Below are 14,813 nucleotides of genomic sequence, written 5' to 3'. Positions count from 1 at the left end.
CGTCAGTTCGCTGCGAGAGCATCGGCGACGACCTGCAGGCCTTCGCGCAGCAGCTCGTCGGAGATCGAGAGCGGCGGGAGGAAACGGATGACGTTTCCGAAGGTGCCGCAGGTGAGCACGACCACTGCCTGCTCGCCTGCCGCCTTGGCGATCGCGCCGGTGAGCGCGGCTGCGGGCTTCTGCGAACCCGACTCGACGAGCTCGATGGCCTTCATCGCACCGCGTCCGCGGATGTCGCCGATGCGGTCATCGGACTTCTGCAGTTCGCCGAAGAAGTCGTCGATGATCGCGCCGATCTCGCGGGCGCGCTCGGTGAGGTTCTCGCGCTCGTAGGTGTCGATCGTCGCGAGTGCCGCGGCGCAGGCGATCGGGCTGCCGGCGTAGGTGCCGCCGAGGCCGCCCGCGTGCGCCGAATCCATGATCTCGGCGCGGCCGGTCACAGCCGACAGCGGCAGGCCGCCGGCGATGCCCTTCGCCGTGGTGACGAGATCGGGCACGACGCCTTCGTGGTTCGCGGCGAAGAGGTCGCCGGTGCGGGCGAAGCCGGTCTGCACCTCGTCGAGGATGAAGACGACGTTGTTCGCGGTCGCCCACTCCTGCAGCGCGGGAAGGAATCCCTCTGCCGGAGCGATGAAGCCACCCTCGCCCTGGATGGGCTCGATGATGATCGCGGCGAGGTTGCCGGCACCGACCTGCTTCTCGATCTGGCTCAGCGCGACCGACGCGGCGTCGGCGCCCGAGAGGCCGTCACGGAACGGGTACGACGTCGGCACGCGGTACACCTCTGGAGCGAACGGACCGAAGCCGTCCTTGTACGGGATGTTCTTCGCGGTCATGCCCATGGTCAGGTTGGTGCGACCGTGGTACGCGTGATCGAAGACGACGACGGCGTTCTTCTTCGTGTAGTGGCGCGCGATCTTGATCGCGTTCTCGACGGCTTCTGCGCCCGAGTTGAAGAGTGCTGAGCGCTTCTCATGGTCGCCAGGGGTCACTTCGTTGAGCTTCTCGGCCACTGCGACGTACCCCTCGTAGGGGGTCACGGTGAAGCAGGTGTGCGTGAACTGCTGGACCTGGTTGGTCACGGCTTCGACGACGGCGGGCGCCGAGTTGCCGACGCCGGTCACGGCGATTCCGGAGCCGAGGTCGATCAGGGAGTTGCCGTCGACGTCAACCATGACGCCGCCGCCCGCTGCGACGATGGAAACGGGCAGTGCGACGCCGACGCCGGAGGCGACTGCCGCGTTCTTGCGTGCGAGCAGCTCCTGCGACTTGGGGCCGGGGATGCTGGTGACGAGCTTGCGCTCCTGCGGAAGCGAGGGACCGCCGGTGACTGCTGTCATGACTGATTCTCCTTATGAGTCTCGAGAGAACCCGCGTCCACGGGTTCAGGGTGATTCGGGAACAGCCTACGGCCTGCACCTCGTTTCCCGATCTGCCAGAATGGAGTTCAAGCCCCGTAAGTTTCGCCACTCCGGCAGGGGCGGATGCGGAGCAGCCATGGAAATCACGCCCCAATCGACTTCCGGTGCGCGCACCGCGCCCACCCTCCCGGTGTCTGTGCAAGCGGTGCAGGGGCCGACCATCGAGTTGGGCGAGCTGCTGCACCAGTACCAGCTGGAGCTCGCGCTCATCGCGGGAGCGAGCCGCGCAGCCTCGAGTCGTCCCGTGCAGTGGGTGCACGTCAGCGAGCTCGAGGACCCCGCGCCATTCCTGACGCCGCGAACCGTGCTGCTCACGACCGGCGCACGCTTCGGCTCGATGCGCACCGATGCCGACGCGGGCGACTACGTCCAGCGCCTCATCGACGCCGGCGTGACCGCACTCGGCGTCGCCGTCGGGCTGCACTGGGACCGGGTGCCGGCACTCGTGGTGTCGGCCTGCGACCGACTCGACCTGCCACTCTTCAGGGTGCCGTACGACACCGCGTTCATCGAGATCGTGCAGACGGCCGCCCGCCTCCTCGAGGCGAAGACCCGGGATCGCGACATCTGGTCACTCGAGTCGCAGCGAGCCGTCGCAAACGCGTCCCTGCATCGCGACGGCCTCGGCGCAGCCGTGCGAGAAGCCGCGTCACGACTCGGGCACTGGGTCTGCGTCACCGATCGCTTCGGGCGGGTCGTCGAATTCGCGCCCGAGCGCGCGCGGCCCGATCTCCCGGTCGAATGGGTGCGCCGGGAAGCCCGCCGACTCATCGAGCGCGGGGTGAGCGCCGGGCGCATCGAAACGGAATCCGGCACGGGAATGCAGCTCCAAACACTGGGCCGCCAGGGGCATGTGCTCGGCGTGCTGGCCATCGAAGAACGCGGAGTGCCAGACATCGCCGAACGTGCCTTGCACGGGCTCGTCGCCGCCCTCGCCACCGTCCAGCTGGAGCACCGCAGCGGGATCCGCTCGGCGCAGGCGGTGCTCCGCGATGCCATCGTCGAACTGCTGCTCGCCGAGCAGCTTCCCCTGGCCGAACGCCTCTCGACCGATGCGCTGACGCGGTTTCCCCGAGGACCCGTCGTCGTGGTGCGATATGCGATGCCGGATCGCCTCGACCCGACCTTCGCGGAAGATCTGCAGTCGCTCGACGCCGGGAGCCCCGGCCTCTTCACGGCGACGACGCACGCGGCTCCGCTCATCGTGGCAGAGTCGCGCCATCTTCCCGCGATCCGGCGCCTCTTCACCGCACACGGGCTCGGAGCCGGCATCTCCGACCGCGTCGCCCTCGAGAATCTGCGCGAGGGGTTGATGCAGGCGGAACTCGCGCTCGAACGCTCTGCCACGACCGCCGCACGTGCACCGGTCGAGTATTCGCCCGCCACCCACGAGGGCGTGATCCACCTGCTCGACGGGCTCCCAGAGGCGAAGCAGCGAGCGGAACTGCTGCTCGCTCCCGTGCGGCATCACGACCTGCGGCACGACGATCGCATCGAGGAGGCCTTGACCGGCTGGCTCGCCCACCATGGGCAGACGAGCGCCGCGTCCACCGAACTCGGGGTGCACCGCCATACGCTCCGCTCTCGCGTGCAGACGGCAGCCCAGCTCCTGCAGGTCGACCTGGACTCCCCCGATATGCGCGCCGAGTTGTGGGCGGCGCTCCATCTGACCACGCCTCCCGAGAGAATGCTCGTCGAGCAGAAGGCTCGCTGAACTTGATCCTGTCGGGTGCTCATCGAGAAATGCAGCTCGCCGGCCCGACACTCGCGCCTACCCGGGAGCTACTTCGACCGCCCAGAATCAATACGTCGCGCTTCCAGGGCGGTCCCGCGCCGGCCTCGATGACTGTTGCCGATGGTCCGCCGACGACGCACGCGCTGCGCTCATCGATCTCATCTGGGCATCGAGCCGAAAACCCCTCTCAACGCTCTAGTGATTCATCCCGAAGGGGCTCACTCCGATGGCCAGATCCAGGTTCCGAACGAAAGGCTCGCCCGTCCGAGAGAACGTTGTCGCTTACGAACACGTTCCCGTTCTGGAAGATTCAGGATTCTGCGGTGTGCTCGGGCTTCGGGCTCGCTCCGGTGGGCTGGACGAAGTAGAGCAGCACGAGCCCAACAAGCACCGTGCCGACCCCCGCAATACCGAGCGGGCTTCGCAGTCCCTGCACGACGACCCCGAGCCCCGGTACCGTGAGTTGGAGCAGACCGGCTTCGTTCACCACATAGGGTTGCGGGTCTTTCGCGGCACTGGCGTCGCCCTGCAGCTCCAGTGTGACTGGTCCCTGCTCCGTCATTTCAGTCTCGACGACTCGATGGGTGACGGGGCCGCGACCGTCGGGGCGCGGCACCGTCACCACGTCACCGATCTCCAGGTCGGCAGCGGGAACCGTGCGCGTGAGAATCAGCGAGCCAGTGGGAATCCCTGGCTCCATCGACCCGGAGATCACGACGAGCGGACGGAGACCGAATGCGAGCGTCGCGATTACCAGCAGAATCGATCCTGCCCCTGCGACCGCGCCGATACTGAACAGAATCGAACGAACGATCCGAAAGACTCTCATGCCACCCCTGGCCTCTGCTGCGTCGCTCATCGCCGTGTCACGCTCCCGAAATGGCGGTCAACGCAATCGACAGATCCAACGCACCGCTCTCACGATCTCGGAGTTCGGGGAGGTCGAGCACGTGCACGTAGACACGGAGCGTCGCGGCGCTCCCGTCGGGCCCAGACCAGGTCTCTCCGTCGAGCAGCGGCGGCGCATCACGAGCGGCGAGTACCAAATCCGCTGTCGTCGCATCATTCAGCGGCACGCCGTCGGCGGGGGAATCCGGGTTTCCGAGCACGGTCTCGACGCCGCCGTCCTCGCGAGTGACCGTGGCCGAAATTCGCGTCGCCTCACTGAGGTCGCCCTCTCCGGACACCGTAGAGGCGAGTGTCAGTGGCACTCGAGAGCTGTTGTTGCCGACGCGCAGCGTGGCCATCGCGGTGGCTCCCGGGACATAGGGTTCGTCCCCCGTGAGTGCAGCGTCGATACCATCGGTGCCGAACCCCGTCACGGTCTCGTCACCGTGGATGAGCAGCGCATCGAACTGAGTCTCGGCGGTGATTCCGAGCTCAGCTCGGTCGGAGAAGGCGGCTACCGTCGAGCCGACCACCGCACCACTGGCCGTCAGCGCCCCGATGATCATGAGCATCAGTGCCCAAGTGCTGCTCGACACCCGGTGCGTGGGCCGCGCACGATCCCGGTGCAAGGTCATCCGAGTTGCGCTCATGAGTCATTTCGTTTCTTGAGTGGGCGTCGCGCTGCACACGAGAGCAGCACGCCGGCGAGTCCGATCGCGATCCCCCACGCAGCGATCGCTGCTGGGCTTGACGCGCCGGTCATCGGAAGCCTCGGCTGCTCGGGCGCGCCGGGTTGACCGGGCTGGGCGGGCGGCAGAGCCGCCGGAGGTTCTGGGGCGAATGCTGTGTACTCCCAGTTCACTACCCCTGTCGCGGTGCGATACTCATCTCCGGCCTCGGCAGGCAGGTGCACCGATGCGGATACTGACACGACCTCGTCGTCGGCAACGTCCCAGACCTCGAAGACCTCCCCGACGAGGCTCTCGGCGTTCCCGGTGTACAAGACATCGTCGTCAGTTCTCAGCTCGAGAGTCGCAGGATTCGGCCCCTCGAAGATGGTGCCAGTCACTTCCGTGACCCGGAGCGTCGGCGTGATCATTGCGCTGGCGACGTTTCGCGCAGACATGTCCCATGCGACGCCGTGACCGGGCCCTGCCACACGAACTTCCACGCTCGTGGGCCCCACTGGCTCGAGCACCCCGGCGGCGAGCACCGGAGAGGCGACGGCACAGCTCAGCGCAAGAGCGATGACCGCGCTGAGAGCGATGCGACACGGTCTCATTGCAGCGTCATCTCCAGTTCGAAGGTCGTGCCGGCGGTCGTCTGCCCGATGATCGTGACGTCCACCGGCACCTGCTGGCCGTAGGCAGCCTGAGGTGCATCGGGTGCGAGCCACACCTTGATCAGGATCTGCGACGCGGGAGCGCCGGCCTCGCGCGTACCGATGTGGATGCCATTTGCATCGTTGACCTGCTGCATGCTTCGGGGAATGCCGTCAGGATCCTGATTCACGCCATCGACCTCGATTCCGAATCGCAGATACGGCGCGATCCAGGCTGCCTCGCCCTCGGGGGCGCTCAGCATCGCGCGCAGATCTGCAGGAGCTGATCCTTCGAGCAACGCGGCCTGGACCGTGAAGCTTGCCGTAGGACGAGTCGGGTATGCACGCTGATCGTCATAGAGCGTCGCAATCCCGCGAGAGTCGGGGGTGACCTCCGCGACGATATTGGGCTGCGCTGGATCCCCGTAGCGATCAGCGGGATCTGTCCCCTGAGCGACGGCGACCGAACCAGAGAGCGACCCGTCCGCCTGCAGCGTTTGCGTGAATGCGGCCGCCGTCGTGCCGATCAGGAGCACCGAGCCGATGCCGAGCAAGACAGCCGCCAGCCGTATCGGGCGCTTCATTGTGAAACTCCCCGCATCGCCACCTGTACTCGCGCTGTTTCACGCTGCAACTCGTTGCCGGCATCTTCAGGCATCGTGACCGTCATCGTGAGGGTCTTCGCGTCTTCCGACTCGAAGTACCCGAGGTTCACCGGCGTCATGGCGTCGAGCTCGTCTCCAGGAACCCGATCGAGCAGTACATCGCCGCGCATCTCGACCGTGTAGAGGAGTCGATCGAAAAGCGCCGATTCAGCGGCATCCCGGTTCAGAATCTCCATGCTGATCGCGCCTGGCAGTTCAGGACTCGCGTTGCGCACACCCAGCGTGAAGACGCGTGAAGCTCCTGGTCCGAAGCCTTGTTCGAGATCCATGGGCACGTCGAATCCGCTCGTGCGGGCGTACACCCAATCCGATGCAGTGGGCTCCCACCCTTCGCCTTCGCGTCCCGCCACTTGGACGGCGAAAGCGTCCGCTCCAGCTGCGCCGATGACGGCTCGACCGCCCACCCTTCCGGTTTCAGCCGCACCGGTGACCAGCGTGGTGGCTGCAACGAGGAGCAACCCGATGGCGACGATCGCAGATGCGATGATCGTTGCGGCGATGTCACGACGGACACGTCGTTGCGAGCGAATCTGCGGCACGGATCACCTGCTTTCGAGTCATTCGAGTAGCGTGGTTGTCGGAAATCAGTTCACGGAAGTGCCGTCGAAGCGCGCTTGCAGGTTGACCATGCCTCCGTTTGCGGCATTCGTCTCTTCTTGAGTCGCCCCTTCGACCAGCTCGACCCTGACGACGGTCACGACGCCGGCTTCCGCAGCGAGAGTGTCCAGTGCCGTGTTGGCCGCCGAGATCGTCGCGTCTTCGATGACCCATGACGTCGGCGTCGTAGAGGCGTCCGCCACTTGTGCAATGCTGACCCTCGCGAGAGCCGCGTACGCATTGTTCCGAGTCTCCTGCGCGCCATCGGAGTCGACGGGCGTGGTGTCTTCGATCGAGACTTCCAACGTCGAACCGAACGTCGGTGAAGCGTTGAGAACGGGAATGCTCACGTCGACCGGAGCCCCGCCCGGGATGAGCGAATCAGCGCCTGCAATGGGCACGACATCCACGGCATCGGGATTTGCCTCGATCCAGCTTGCGACATCTCCAACCGTGTCTTCCTGCCCGGCGGAAACCTGGATGTTGTAGACGTTATCGGGGCCGCCGAAGCCGCCATCGCCGCCGAGATTCAGCAAGCCAAAATCAGTGAATGCGGCGACTGTCGCGAGGGCTCCAACACCGATCAGTGCGCCGCCCGCGATGATCAGGCGCTTCCTCCCGCGCCGCCGTTCTGTGAGAGCTTCGGTAGGAGCTTCGGAGGGTGCGTCTGAAGACTGCAGCGTTTCGTTCATGAGTGTCGCCTTTCGCGTGATGAGTGACTGGAGAATTTCATGGTGGGACTATTCGAGGACGGGTGTGGTGGCCGTGGAAGTCGCAGTGATGGGAGCTCCGAATGGCGTCGAAACGGTTGCGGCGCGCTGGTCATGGATCTTGTACGTGGCTCCAGCCGTGCCGCAGGTCACCCACCCGGTGGCTACGATTGTGCCTCCGCCCCACCCCCAGACGGCTCCGTCGGCAGAGGTGGCCCACGCAGCGCACTGCGTCGAGCTGAGCCTGGCGATGGGGACGTCGCCCGGTATGCCACCGACAAGGCGAGGGAGCGTGACGATATCTGCGGCGACATTGCTGTTGCATGGGTTGGAGCCCGACGTCCGTTCTCCGACTGCTTGGCAGAAGTTGTTGAGGCCCCATCCATACACGAGCCCATCGCGGGTGAGCGCTTGCATCGAACCGACGCCCGAGACTGTGGAATCAACGTTCGAGAGCGCGAGCGCGGGCCGGTTGCGGAAGTTCGGATCGGCCTGGTTCGTGCTGCTCGGACGGCCGAGGAAGTAGAACCCGTACGTCATGTCCGTCGAGACCATCCAGGTGTACAGGTCGCCGTTCTGCAGGAGGAGGCGCGGCGCTCGCGATGAGAAACCGAGTTGGCGAACCGGGCACTCGCTCGCATCCACCCCGTTCTCCTTGCGCGTCGGTTGGGCGCAAGGACCGGTCGTGACTTCCGATTGATGTTCAACGATCGCCTCATACCGGGCGGTGCGCTCCGCTTCGGTGGGCAACGCCGATGGGTCGTACGTCAGACCGTCGGCGGTCTGATACAACTCCGGGTATCGTTCGAACAGCACCTCGTTGGCACCCTGGTTGAGGATCGGGCACCCCTGATTCGTTTGAGTGGTGGACACCCCGTTGGAGTTGTCCCAGCCCCAGGTATAGATCAGGCCGTTCGTTGCGACTCCGCCCGCGGAAACGTAGCCGCCCCAGATGGTGTGCCAGACGACATCACCCGTGTTGTTGGAGACGCAGGCAGCAAGGCCCGGCGTAGCTGTCGTCGTATTTGCTCGCGAAGGAAGCGGCTTATTGCCGGTCGTCGGGGTCGGCATGTTCTCGCCACCATAACCCCACGCCCACAGCGTGCCGCTGACATCCAACGCATATACCTGATTCTCGATCTGCTGGAGATCGATGATCTCGGGCAGCGCCTCACCGGTGTCGGTTGTCGTGACTTGACCTGGCGTCCAAGACTCGGAAGCGGAGATTGGGCCGCGCCCGATGAGCGTGTGCCCTCCCCAGGCCTGACCCCACGTCCAAACGCGCCCCTGGTCGTCGAGCGCAGAGAACAAGGTCTGCTGCCCCCAGTTGAAATCGTTTCCAGATGAGCCCGCGTCGACGATCCGCACCCCTTCTGGGAAGACAACCTGATTTGGGGGCGTCAAGTTCAGTGCGGTGCTTGCAGTTCCCGCGCCATTCCCGCTTCGCCGATCCCCCGAGACGTACAGTTCGCCGAAACGATTCAGATACAGCGCCGAACCGGGCGACATGTCTTGACGTACCGGATACGCCGAGATCATGGCCTCGGTTGCGAGTTCTGCTCTCGCATAACTGGATGACTGAAACCCGGCAACCGTCGTCGATGCGGTGAACGCCAGCACGCCAAGTGCCGCCGCGCTCGCGATCGCGGCCCCAACGATCCCCCGTCTGCTGCCCACTTGTTTGGCCTCCTGCCCGTGCACCGACGCTGGTGCTGCGGCGCCTCGCATAGAGTGCAGTCCCGCTCAACGATCGCGGATGGCGCCAGCTGCAGTATCACCATAAGTACGTCGGAAACCGATAGTCAATGATGTTCTCGCGAGTGCCGAGAACAACGCCTTTCCCAGTCAGGGCAACAATTCAGTAATGGACCGCACCGCTCTAAGTAGCGATTATCACCGTTCTGAGTAGTCCCTGTTTACGTACGTCCGCAGAAGCACTATGCGATTCACTTCCGGACGAGATCCGTCAGTGGTAGTTCGGTCCGCCTCACTGCGTGTCCAGACTCCCCCTACCGCAGAAACTGAAGTTCGATACTCAACTTCGTGGTCGGAGCGAAATGTGCTCTCGTATGCACAAATCGGTGTCATCGGGGTATTCATCGTCTACCTGTTGCTCGGTCACGTTGCCGGAGACGAAGGTTCCCGGGAGAAGCACCGCGAGGGCACCGCCACAGCACGCCTCATGGTGTACGTGCTGATCGGCGTCGCCGCTTTCCGGTGTTTCCGTCGCGAGCTCGCTTCGGGTTGGAGGGCGACTCGCATTGCCCATGGCGGTTCGTGGGATGGGGAACTTTCGGATTCGTCACGGCCTACCTATGAGGAATCATCACTACGACCATCTTCTTCCACCTGGGAGTGCCACCCGACGGAGAGAACGCGCAGTCGACAGCCCAGTTACCGGTGCTCGCGAAGAGTTCCGTGCTACTGGCGAGTCTACTTTTCGTCGCATCGGGAATCGTCGAACCCGTGCTCGAAGAGGTCATCTTTCGCGGAGTGCTCATCGGGAAGATTGCCCGCCGACACCAGAATGGGTGGCGCTCATCGTGTCCAGCGCCCTGGCCGGCGCATTGCATCTCCGAAGTATCGCCGAGTGGCCGCTCCTTCTGAATTACGGCCTTGTTGGGCTACTGCTCGGAGCCCTGTACCTGCTCTCGCAACGAAACATCTTGGTTCCTATTTCGGTGCACGTTGCATGGAACACAATGGGGTTCGTATCGAGTATGTTTCTCGGTTGACTCGCTGGGTCGCTGAGCTTCGCCACATGTCATGCAGTACCTGGATACTGCACGGTGTAGGGGTCCCAGCCGCGCGAGACGAGCGCTGTGCCATCGAGCGACAACCTTCCGGCAACCTGTCCGACGACCATCCGTGCCGCGGCCGGGTCGGCTTCGACCGACGATCTTGGTTTGGGCGCCGCCGCCACGGTCCCGATGGGCAGGAACCCGGCGGGCAGCGCGACGTCGGCGGGGAAGGTCGCGAGCAGACCGTGATCCTCGCCGCCGTGCAGCATCGCTTCGACCGGCACCACGACTCCGCTCTGCTCGCCGAAGCCGCGTTCGAGCAGCGCCGAGGAGAAGCCGATCTGCACGTCGCTCGCGCGAGCCAGGCGCTCACTGTCGATCGAGAGAGCGTCGGAGACGTCCATCATTGCCGTTGCCCCGCCCTGCGCCGCTGCGATACCGAGCGGGATGGGAGGCGCCGGCGCGAGCTGCGCGGCGAGGACCTCCGGATGCGCGGCCCAGAGCCCTGGGACGGCGTCCGCACTCGCGGTGCCGTCGGACGCGAGGCCCTCCGCGAAGAGCAGCGAGAGACCGAGCCCTGCGAGCCCCAACTCCCCCGCGTACGCCACGACGTCGCCCGCGCGGGCGCCGGAACGCAGCACCGGCGCCCGCGCTTCGAGGTCGCCGAGCGCCGTGACCGCGGCAGTCACCACAGGCGCTCTCCCCAGGTCGCCGCCCACCACGCCGCACCCCGGCGCCAGCGCACGACACGCAGCGTCGAGACCCTCCGCGATTCGCTCGAGGAGATGCACGGGAGTATCGAGCGGCACTGCGAGAGCGACGGTCAGTGCGGTCGGACGCGCGCCCATGGCGGCAACGTCGGAGAGATTCGTCGCCGCCAACTTCCAGCCGAGTTCGAAGCCGTCATGCCAGGCGAGGCGGAAATCGGGGCCTTCGATCATGGTGTCGGTCGTCACGACGATGTCGCCCTCGTGCCGCAGCACCGCGCAGTCGTCGCCCGGGCCCAGCTCGACGGCGCTCGCCTCTGAGAGCTGCGCGAGTACGCGCGCGAGCACGCCGGACTCACCCAGTTCTCCGACCGTGGGCGCGAACGTCTCTCGTGGTTCCACGTTCCTACGCTACCGTCGCTCACGCGTCCGCGCCTCGCCACCGCGCCCGGCACTCGACCAGGCCCCGGCGAGTAGGCTGGAACGGTGAAGTTTCGGGCCCTCAAGATCGTCGCACTCTCAGCAGCACTCGCGAGTACCGCGACCCTCCTGTCTGCATGCGCTCCCATCGTGCCGATGGACGCTGCGGAGGACGCGAATAATCCGGCGTGCGCCAATGTGATCGTGCGGCTGCCCGACATCGTCGCCGGGGAGGAACGGCGCTACACGAACGCCCAGGCGACCGGCGCTTGGGGTGACGGCGCCGTGCAACTCGTGTGCGGTGTCGAGCCGAGCGGACCGACGACGGACACGTGCGTGAACGTCAACGGCGTCGATTGGGTGATCGACGACTCAGCAGCTCCCATCTATCGCTTCGAGCCGTACGGTCGAACGCCCGGCCTCGCGGTCTTCGTCGACTCCGAGCAGGTGAGCGGCACCGAAACGACGGTTGACCTCAATGCGGTCGTGCAGCAGCTCCCTCAAGAGCGCGAGTGCACCACGCTCTCCGACACGTTCGACGTCCCCGGAGCGAAGCAGTGACGACGCACCCGTAACGTCGAGGCAGCTCAGTACGCCGGGCGGCGCTCGATCGCGAGCTCGACGAGCTCCGTGATGAGCTCGGTGTAGCTCAGTCCCGATGCTTCCCAGAGACGGGGGTACATCGAGATCGGCGTGAAACCGGGAAGCGTGTTGATCTCGTTGAGCACCGGCCCGTTCTCCGTCAAGAAGAAGTCGACTCGCGCAAGCCCGGCGCACTGGGCGATCTCGAACGCGAGGACAGCGTCGCGTTGCAGCGCCGCGAACTCCGCTTCGCTCACCTCGGCGGGCAGGTCCAGGCGCACGCCTGAACCATCCAGGTACTTCGACGCGAAGTCGTAGAAGCCGCCGCCGGCGATCACGATCTCGCCGATCACGGTGCTCGTTCGCGGGCGCGCCTCGCGGCGGCCCTCGAGCACTGCGATCTCGACCTCGCGGCCGACGACGCCGGATTCGACGAGCACGGTGCGATCCTCGGCGAACGCGACTTCCAGCGCCGCCGGCAGCTCCGCCGGCGCGACGACCTTGCTGACGCCAACGCTCGATCCCGCCCGGGCGGGCTTCACGAAGAGCGGGTACGTCAGATCTGCGTCGAGCCGGGAGACCAATGCGGGGTCGGCGTCGAGCTGAGAACGCGTCACCGTGTTCCACGGCGCCACGGCGATGCCCGCATCTGCCAGCACGGTCTTGACCGCGTGCTTGTCCATGCACAGGGCCGATCCCAGCACGCCGCTCCCCACGTAGGGCAGATCCACGAGATCGAGCATGCCCTGCACGGTGCCGTCTTCGCCGTAGGGACCGTGCAGCATCGGCAGCACTGCGTCAGCACTCCCGACCTCTCGGACTCGCCCCGAACGGTCGATCACGCTGATGACACGGGTGGCGGTCGACGCCGGCCACAGCACGCGGGTGCCGTTGTCGGCGACTTCGGGAAGCGCTGCTGCGTCGAGCCGGTACCCGTCGAGATCCGCTTCTTCCATCAGCACGGTGGCGCCCTGCTGAGTGATTCCCACGGGAATCACGTCGAACTTCGCGCGGTCGATCGCGCGGAGCACACCCGCTGCGGTCACACAACTGATGCCGTGCTCACTCGACCGGCCTCCGAACAGCAGCACCACCGTGCGCTTCGCCGGAGCATCTTCTCGGAGTGCGTTGGCAGTCACCCGCGTGTTCCCTTCATACGGTCGAACAGTCGTTTCAGTCGACCGATCTGGGGCGATCCCAAGCTGAGTTCCGCTTGCGGCACGTCGTCTTCGGTGGCGAGGTGCGGGCCGAGGTACTCGGGCTGCATCTTGCCGCTGAGCACCATCTGCACCTGCTCGACGATCGGCATGACGATTCCGCGTTCCCGAGCGAGTTCGAGCACGGGCGGTACCGACGTGATGCCTTCGGCGACCTGCTGCATCTGCTCGCGGGTCTCCTCCTGCGTGTACCCCTGACCGATGAGGCGGCCTGCGGTGTTGTTGCGGGAGAGCGGCGACTGGCAGGTGGCGATGAGATCGCCGAGGCCCGCGAGACCGGAGAGGGTCGCAGGATCGGCGCCTGAGGCTACCGAGAACTCCGTCATCTCGGCGAGCCCGCGAGTGATGATCGCAGCCTTCGTGTTCTCGCCGTAACCGACGCCGTCCACGATGCCGATGGCGAGCGCGATGAGGTTCTTCAGCACGCCGCCGAGTTCCGTTCCGATGACATCAGTATTCACGTACGTTCGGAAGTACGGCGCGTTCGCAGCCATCGCCACTTCTTGAGCGACGCCGAGGTCCACGCACGAAGCCACGGCTCCAGTTGGCTGTTCTTTCGCGATCTCGAGGGCGATGTTGGGGCCCGATACCACCGCGATGCGCTCGGGTCCGAGATCGAGCGTGTCGGCGATCACCTCCGACATCCGCATGGTCGTCGTCTTCTCGACGCCTTTCACCAGGCTCACGAGCACCGACCGACGATCGAGATACGGTTCGAGGTCGATGAGATTCTGACGCAGCGTCTGGCTCGGGACGGCGAGGAAGACGAGTCGCGCCCCCTGCAGCGCCGTGGCCAGATCGTCCGTCGCCGTGAGCGTCTTCGGCAGATTCACGCCAGGCAGATACTGACTGTTGCGGCGCGCGACCTGGATCTCATTCGCGATCTCGGGGCGACGCGCCCACATCGTGACGTCGCACCCCGCGTCGGCGAGCACCTTGGCGAAGGTGGTTCCCCAGCTCCCCGCGCCGATGACCGCGACCCTTCGGCCCCGATTGCGATCACTGTGGACCGATCCCGCTGCTGCGGATCGAGTAGTCAAAAGCGCCCCGTTTCGCTCTGCTGGTGCTTGCTCGGATCCCAGCGTTCAGCCGGCGGCTGTTCGTCTCGGAGCCCGGCGAGGAGCGCCGTGATGGCGTCCATCAGCTCCCGCGTCGCCTCGTTGATGGTTCGCTGATCGACCGGTTTGCCCGCGTAGCGACTGAGATCGAGCGGTTCGCCGATGGCGACCTCGATCGTCTTGCGCGGAAACGGGTGCAGTCGCTTCGCATAGCGCGGCATCAGCCGATGCGTGCCCCAGTGGGCCACCGGGATCAGTGGAATACCCGCTTCGAGTGCGAGTCTCACGGCTCCGCTCTTGCCCCGCATCGGCCACAGGTCGGGATCACGGGTGAGCGTGCCCTCCGGGTACACGATCACGCCGTCCTGCCGTTCGATGATCTGCGAGGCCGCACTCATCGGGTTGCCGTCGCGGCTCGCGGAGCGGGCGACACCGTCGCGCTGCACCGGCACCTGACCGGATGCCCGCATGAGCCACCCGAGGACGGGCACCTTGAAGAGGCTGGCCTTCGCCATGAAGCGCGGCAAGCGGCCGAGATGCCATACAGCGGCGCCCACCGCGATCGGGTCGACTTCGCTGTAGTGATTCGGGGCGAGGATGAAGGGCCCGCGCTCCGGAAGCTTCGACTGCGGCGTGAAACGGTACCGCACCATGAGCGACCAGAACGGCAGGATCATGAGGGCCAGCACCCAGAACGCCGAGGGCCGACGCTTCTCAGGCGACAGTCGGCTCCGGAACTTCACGGTGTCAG

14 protein-coding genes and 1 pseudogene are annotated in these 14,813 nt (G+C 65.7%); 3 read left to right on the top strand and 12 right to left on the bottom strand.

Annotated features, from left to right (window positions below; translation table 11 throughout):
• Window positions 1-2: 2 nt before the first annotated feature.
• Complete coding sequence (gabT, locus tag ABFX18_RS06420) at window positions 3-1,340, bottom strand: 4-aminobutyrate--2-oxoglutarate transaminase (protein ID WP_090148393.1); 1,338 nt, start codon at window positions 1,338-1,340, stop codon at window positions 3-5.
• A gap of 157 nt (window positions 1,341-1,497) precedes the next feature.
• Between gabT and ABFX18_RS06415 the strand changes: the two genes are divergently transcribed.
• On the top strand, window positions 1,498-3,135 hold the full coding sequence (locus ABFX18_RS06415; protein ID WP_346057780.1) for a PucR family transcriptional regulator: 1,638 nt from the start codon (window positions 1,498-1,500) through the stop codon (window positions 3,133-3,135).
• 331 nt (window positions 3,136-3,466) lie between these two features.
• On the opposite strand, the gene ABFX18_RS06410 is transcribed toward ABFX18_RS06415, so the two are convergent.
• From ABFX18_RS06410 to ABFX18_RS06380, 7 genes are all read right to left on the bottom strand, one after another.
• Window positions 3,467-3,985, bottom strand: a complete 519-nt coding sequence (locus tag ABFX18_RS06410; RefSeq protein WP_346057779.1) for a signal peptidase I — start codon at window positions 3,983-3,985, stop codon at window positions 3,467-3,469.
• Between the two features lie 37 nt (window positions 3,986-4,022).
• Entirely contained in the window at window positions 4,023-4,694 is a 672-nt protein-coding gene (locus ABFX18_RS06405) for a hypothetical protein (RefSeq protein ID WP_346057778.1), read from the bottom strand.
• Window positions 4,691-5,170 carry a hypothetical protein gene (locus ABFX18_RS06400; protein ID WP_346057777.1) on the bottom strand — a complete coding sequence of 160 codons (480 nt, stop codon included), beginning with the start codon at window positions 5,168-5,170 and terminating at the stop codon, window positions 4,691-4,693. The genes ABFX18_RS06405 and ABFX18_RS06400 overlap by 4 nt, the downstream gene beginning before the upstream one ends.
• 152 nt (window positions 5,171-5,322) lie before the next feature.
• Complete coding sequence (locus ABFX18_RS06395; RefSeq protein ID WP_346057776.1) at window positions 5,323-5,949, bottom strand: hypothetical protein; 627 nt, start codon at window positions 5,947-5,949, stop codon at window positions 5,323-5,325.
• Window positions 5,946-6,569: a hypothetical protein gene (locus tag ABFX18_RS06390; RefSeq protein ID WP_346057775.1), complete on the bottom strand. Its 624-nt coding sequence runs from the start codon at window positions 6,567-6,569 to the stop codon at window positions 5,946-5,948. Before ABFX18_RS06390 ends, ABFX18_RS06395 begins: the two co-directional genes overlap by 4 nt.
• A gap of 45 nt (window positions 6,570-6,614) precedes the next feature.
• The gene (locus ABFX18_RS06385; RefSeq protein WP_346057774.1) at window positions 6,615-7,319 is read right to left on the bottom strand and encodes a hypothetical protein; all 705 of its coding nucleotides are present in this window, start codon (window positions 7,317-7,319) and stop codon (window positions 6,615-6,617) included.
• 48 nt (window positions 7,320-7,367) lie between these two features.
• Window positions 7,368-9,038, bottom strand: coding sequence for an RCC1 domain-containing protein (locus ABFX18_RS06380; RefSeq protein ID WP_346057773.1), 1,671 nt, complete (start codon window positions 9,036-9,038; stop codon window positions 7,368-7,370).
• Between the two features lie 654 nt (window positions 9,039-9,692).
• Between ABFX18_RS06380 and ABFX18_RS14245 the strand changes: the two are divergent.
• Window positions 9,693-10,072, top strand: a pseudogene (locus tag ABFX18_RS14245) (CPBP family intramembrane glutamic endopeptidase).
• A 29-nt stretch (window positions 10,073-10,101) separates the two neighbouring features.
• Here the strand turns inward: ABFX18_RS14245 and thiL are convergent.
• Window positions 10,102-11,187 carry a thiamine-phosphate kinase gene (thiL, locus tag ABFX18_RS06375; protein ID WP_346057772.1) on the bottom strand — a complete coding sequence of 362 codons (1,086 nt, stop codon included), beginning with the start codon at window positions 11,185-11,187 and terminating at the stop codon, window positions 10,102-10,104.
• Between the two features lie 84 nt (window positions 11,188-11,271).
• On the opposite strand from thiL, the gene ABFX18_RS06370 reads away from it, so the two are divergent.
• On the top strand, window positions 11,272-11,766 hold the full coding sequence (locus ABFX18_RS06370; RefSeq protein ID WP_200329208.1) for a DUF3515 family protein: 495 nt from the start codon (window positions 11,272-11,274) through the stop codon (window positions 11,764-11,766).
• 26 nt (window positions 11,767-11,792) lie between these two features.
• On the opposite strand, the gene ABFX18_RS06365 is transcribed toward ABFX18_RS06370, so the two are convergent.
• The 3 genes from ABFX18_RS06365 to ABFX18_RS06355 are packed head-to-tail and all read right to left on the bottom strand — an operon-like array spanning window position 11,793 to window position 14,787.
• Complete coding sequence (locus tag ABFX18_RS06365; RefSeq protein ID WP_346057771.1) at window positions 11,793-12,926, bottom strand: D-alanine--D-alanine ligase family protein; 1,134 nt, start codon at window positions 12,924-12,926, stop codon at window positions 11,793-11,795.
• A complete protein-coding gene (locus tag ABFX18_RS06360; protein ID WP_211648173.1) occupies window positions 12,923-14,044 on the bottom strand; it encodes an NAD(P)H-dependent glycerol-3-phosphate dehydrogenase in 1,122 nt (373 codons plus the stop codon). Before ABFX18_RS06360 ends, ABFX18_RS06365 begins: the two co-directional genes overlap by 4 nt.
• The gene (locus ABFX18_RS06355; RefSeq protein WP_428833649.1) at window positions 14,041-14,787 is read right to left on the bottom strand and encodes a lysophospholipid acyltransferase family protein; all 747 of its coding nucleotides are present in this window, start codon (window positions 14,785-14,787) and stop codon (window positions 14,041-14,043) included. Before ABFX18_RS06355 ends, ABFX18_RS06360 begins: the two co-directional genes overlap by 4 nt.
• Between the last annotated feature and the right edge of the window lie 26 nt (window positions 14,788-14,813).

This window comes from Leucobacter alluvii, from assembly GCF_039530485.1.
Taxonomy (GTDB): Bacteria; Actinomycetota; Actinomycetes; order Actinomycetales; family Microbacteriaceae; genus Leucobacter; species Leucobacter alluvii.
The sequence above is the reverse complement of the archived record's forward strand: the minus strand, read 5'-3'. Positions and strand labels throughout refer to the sequence as shown.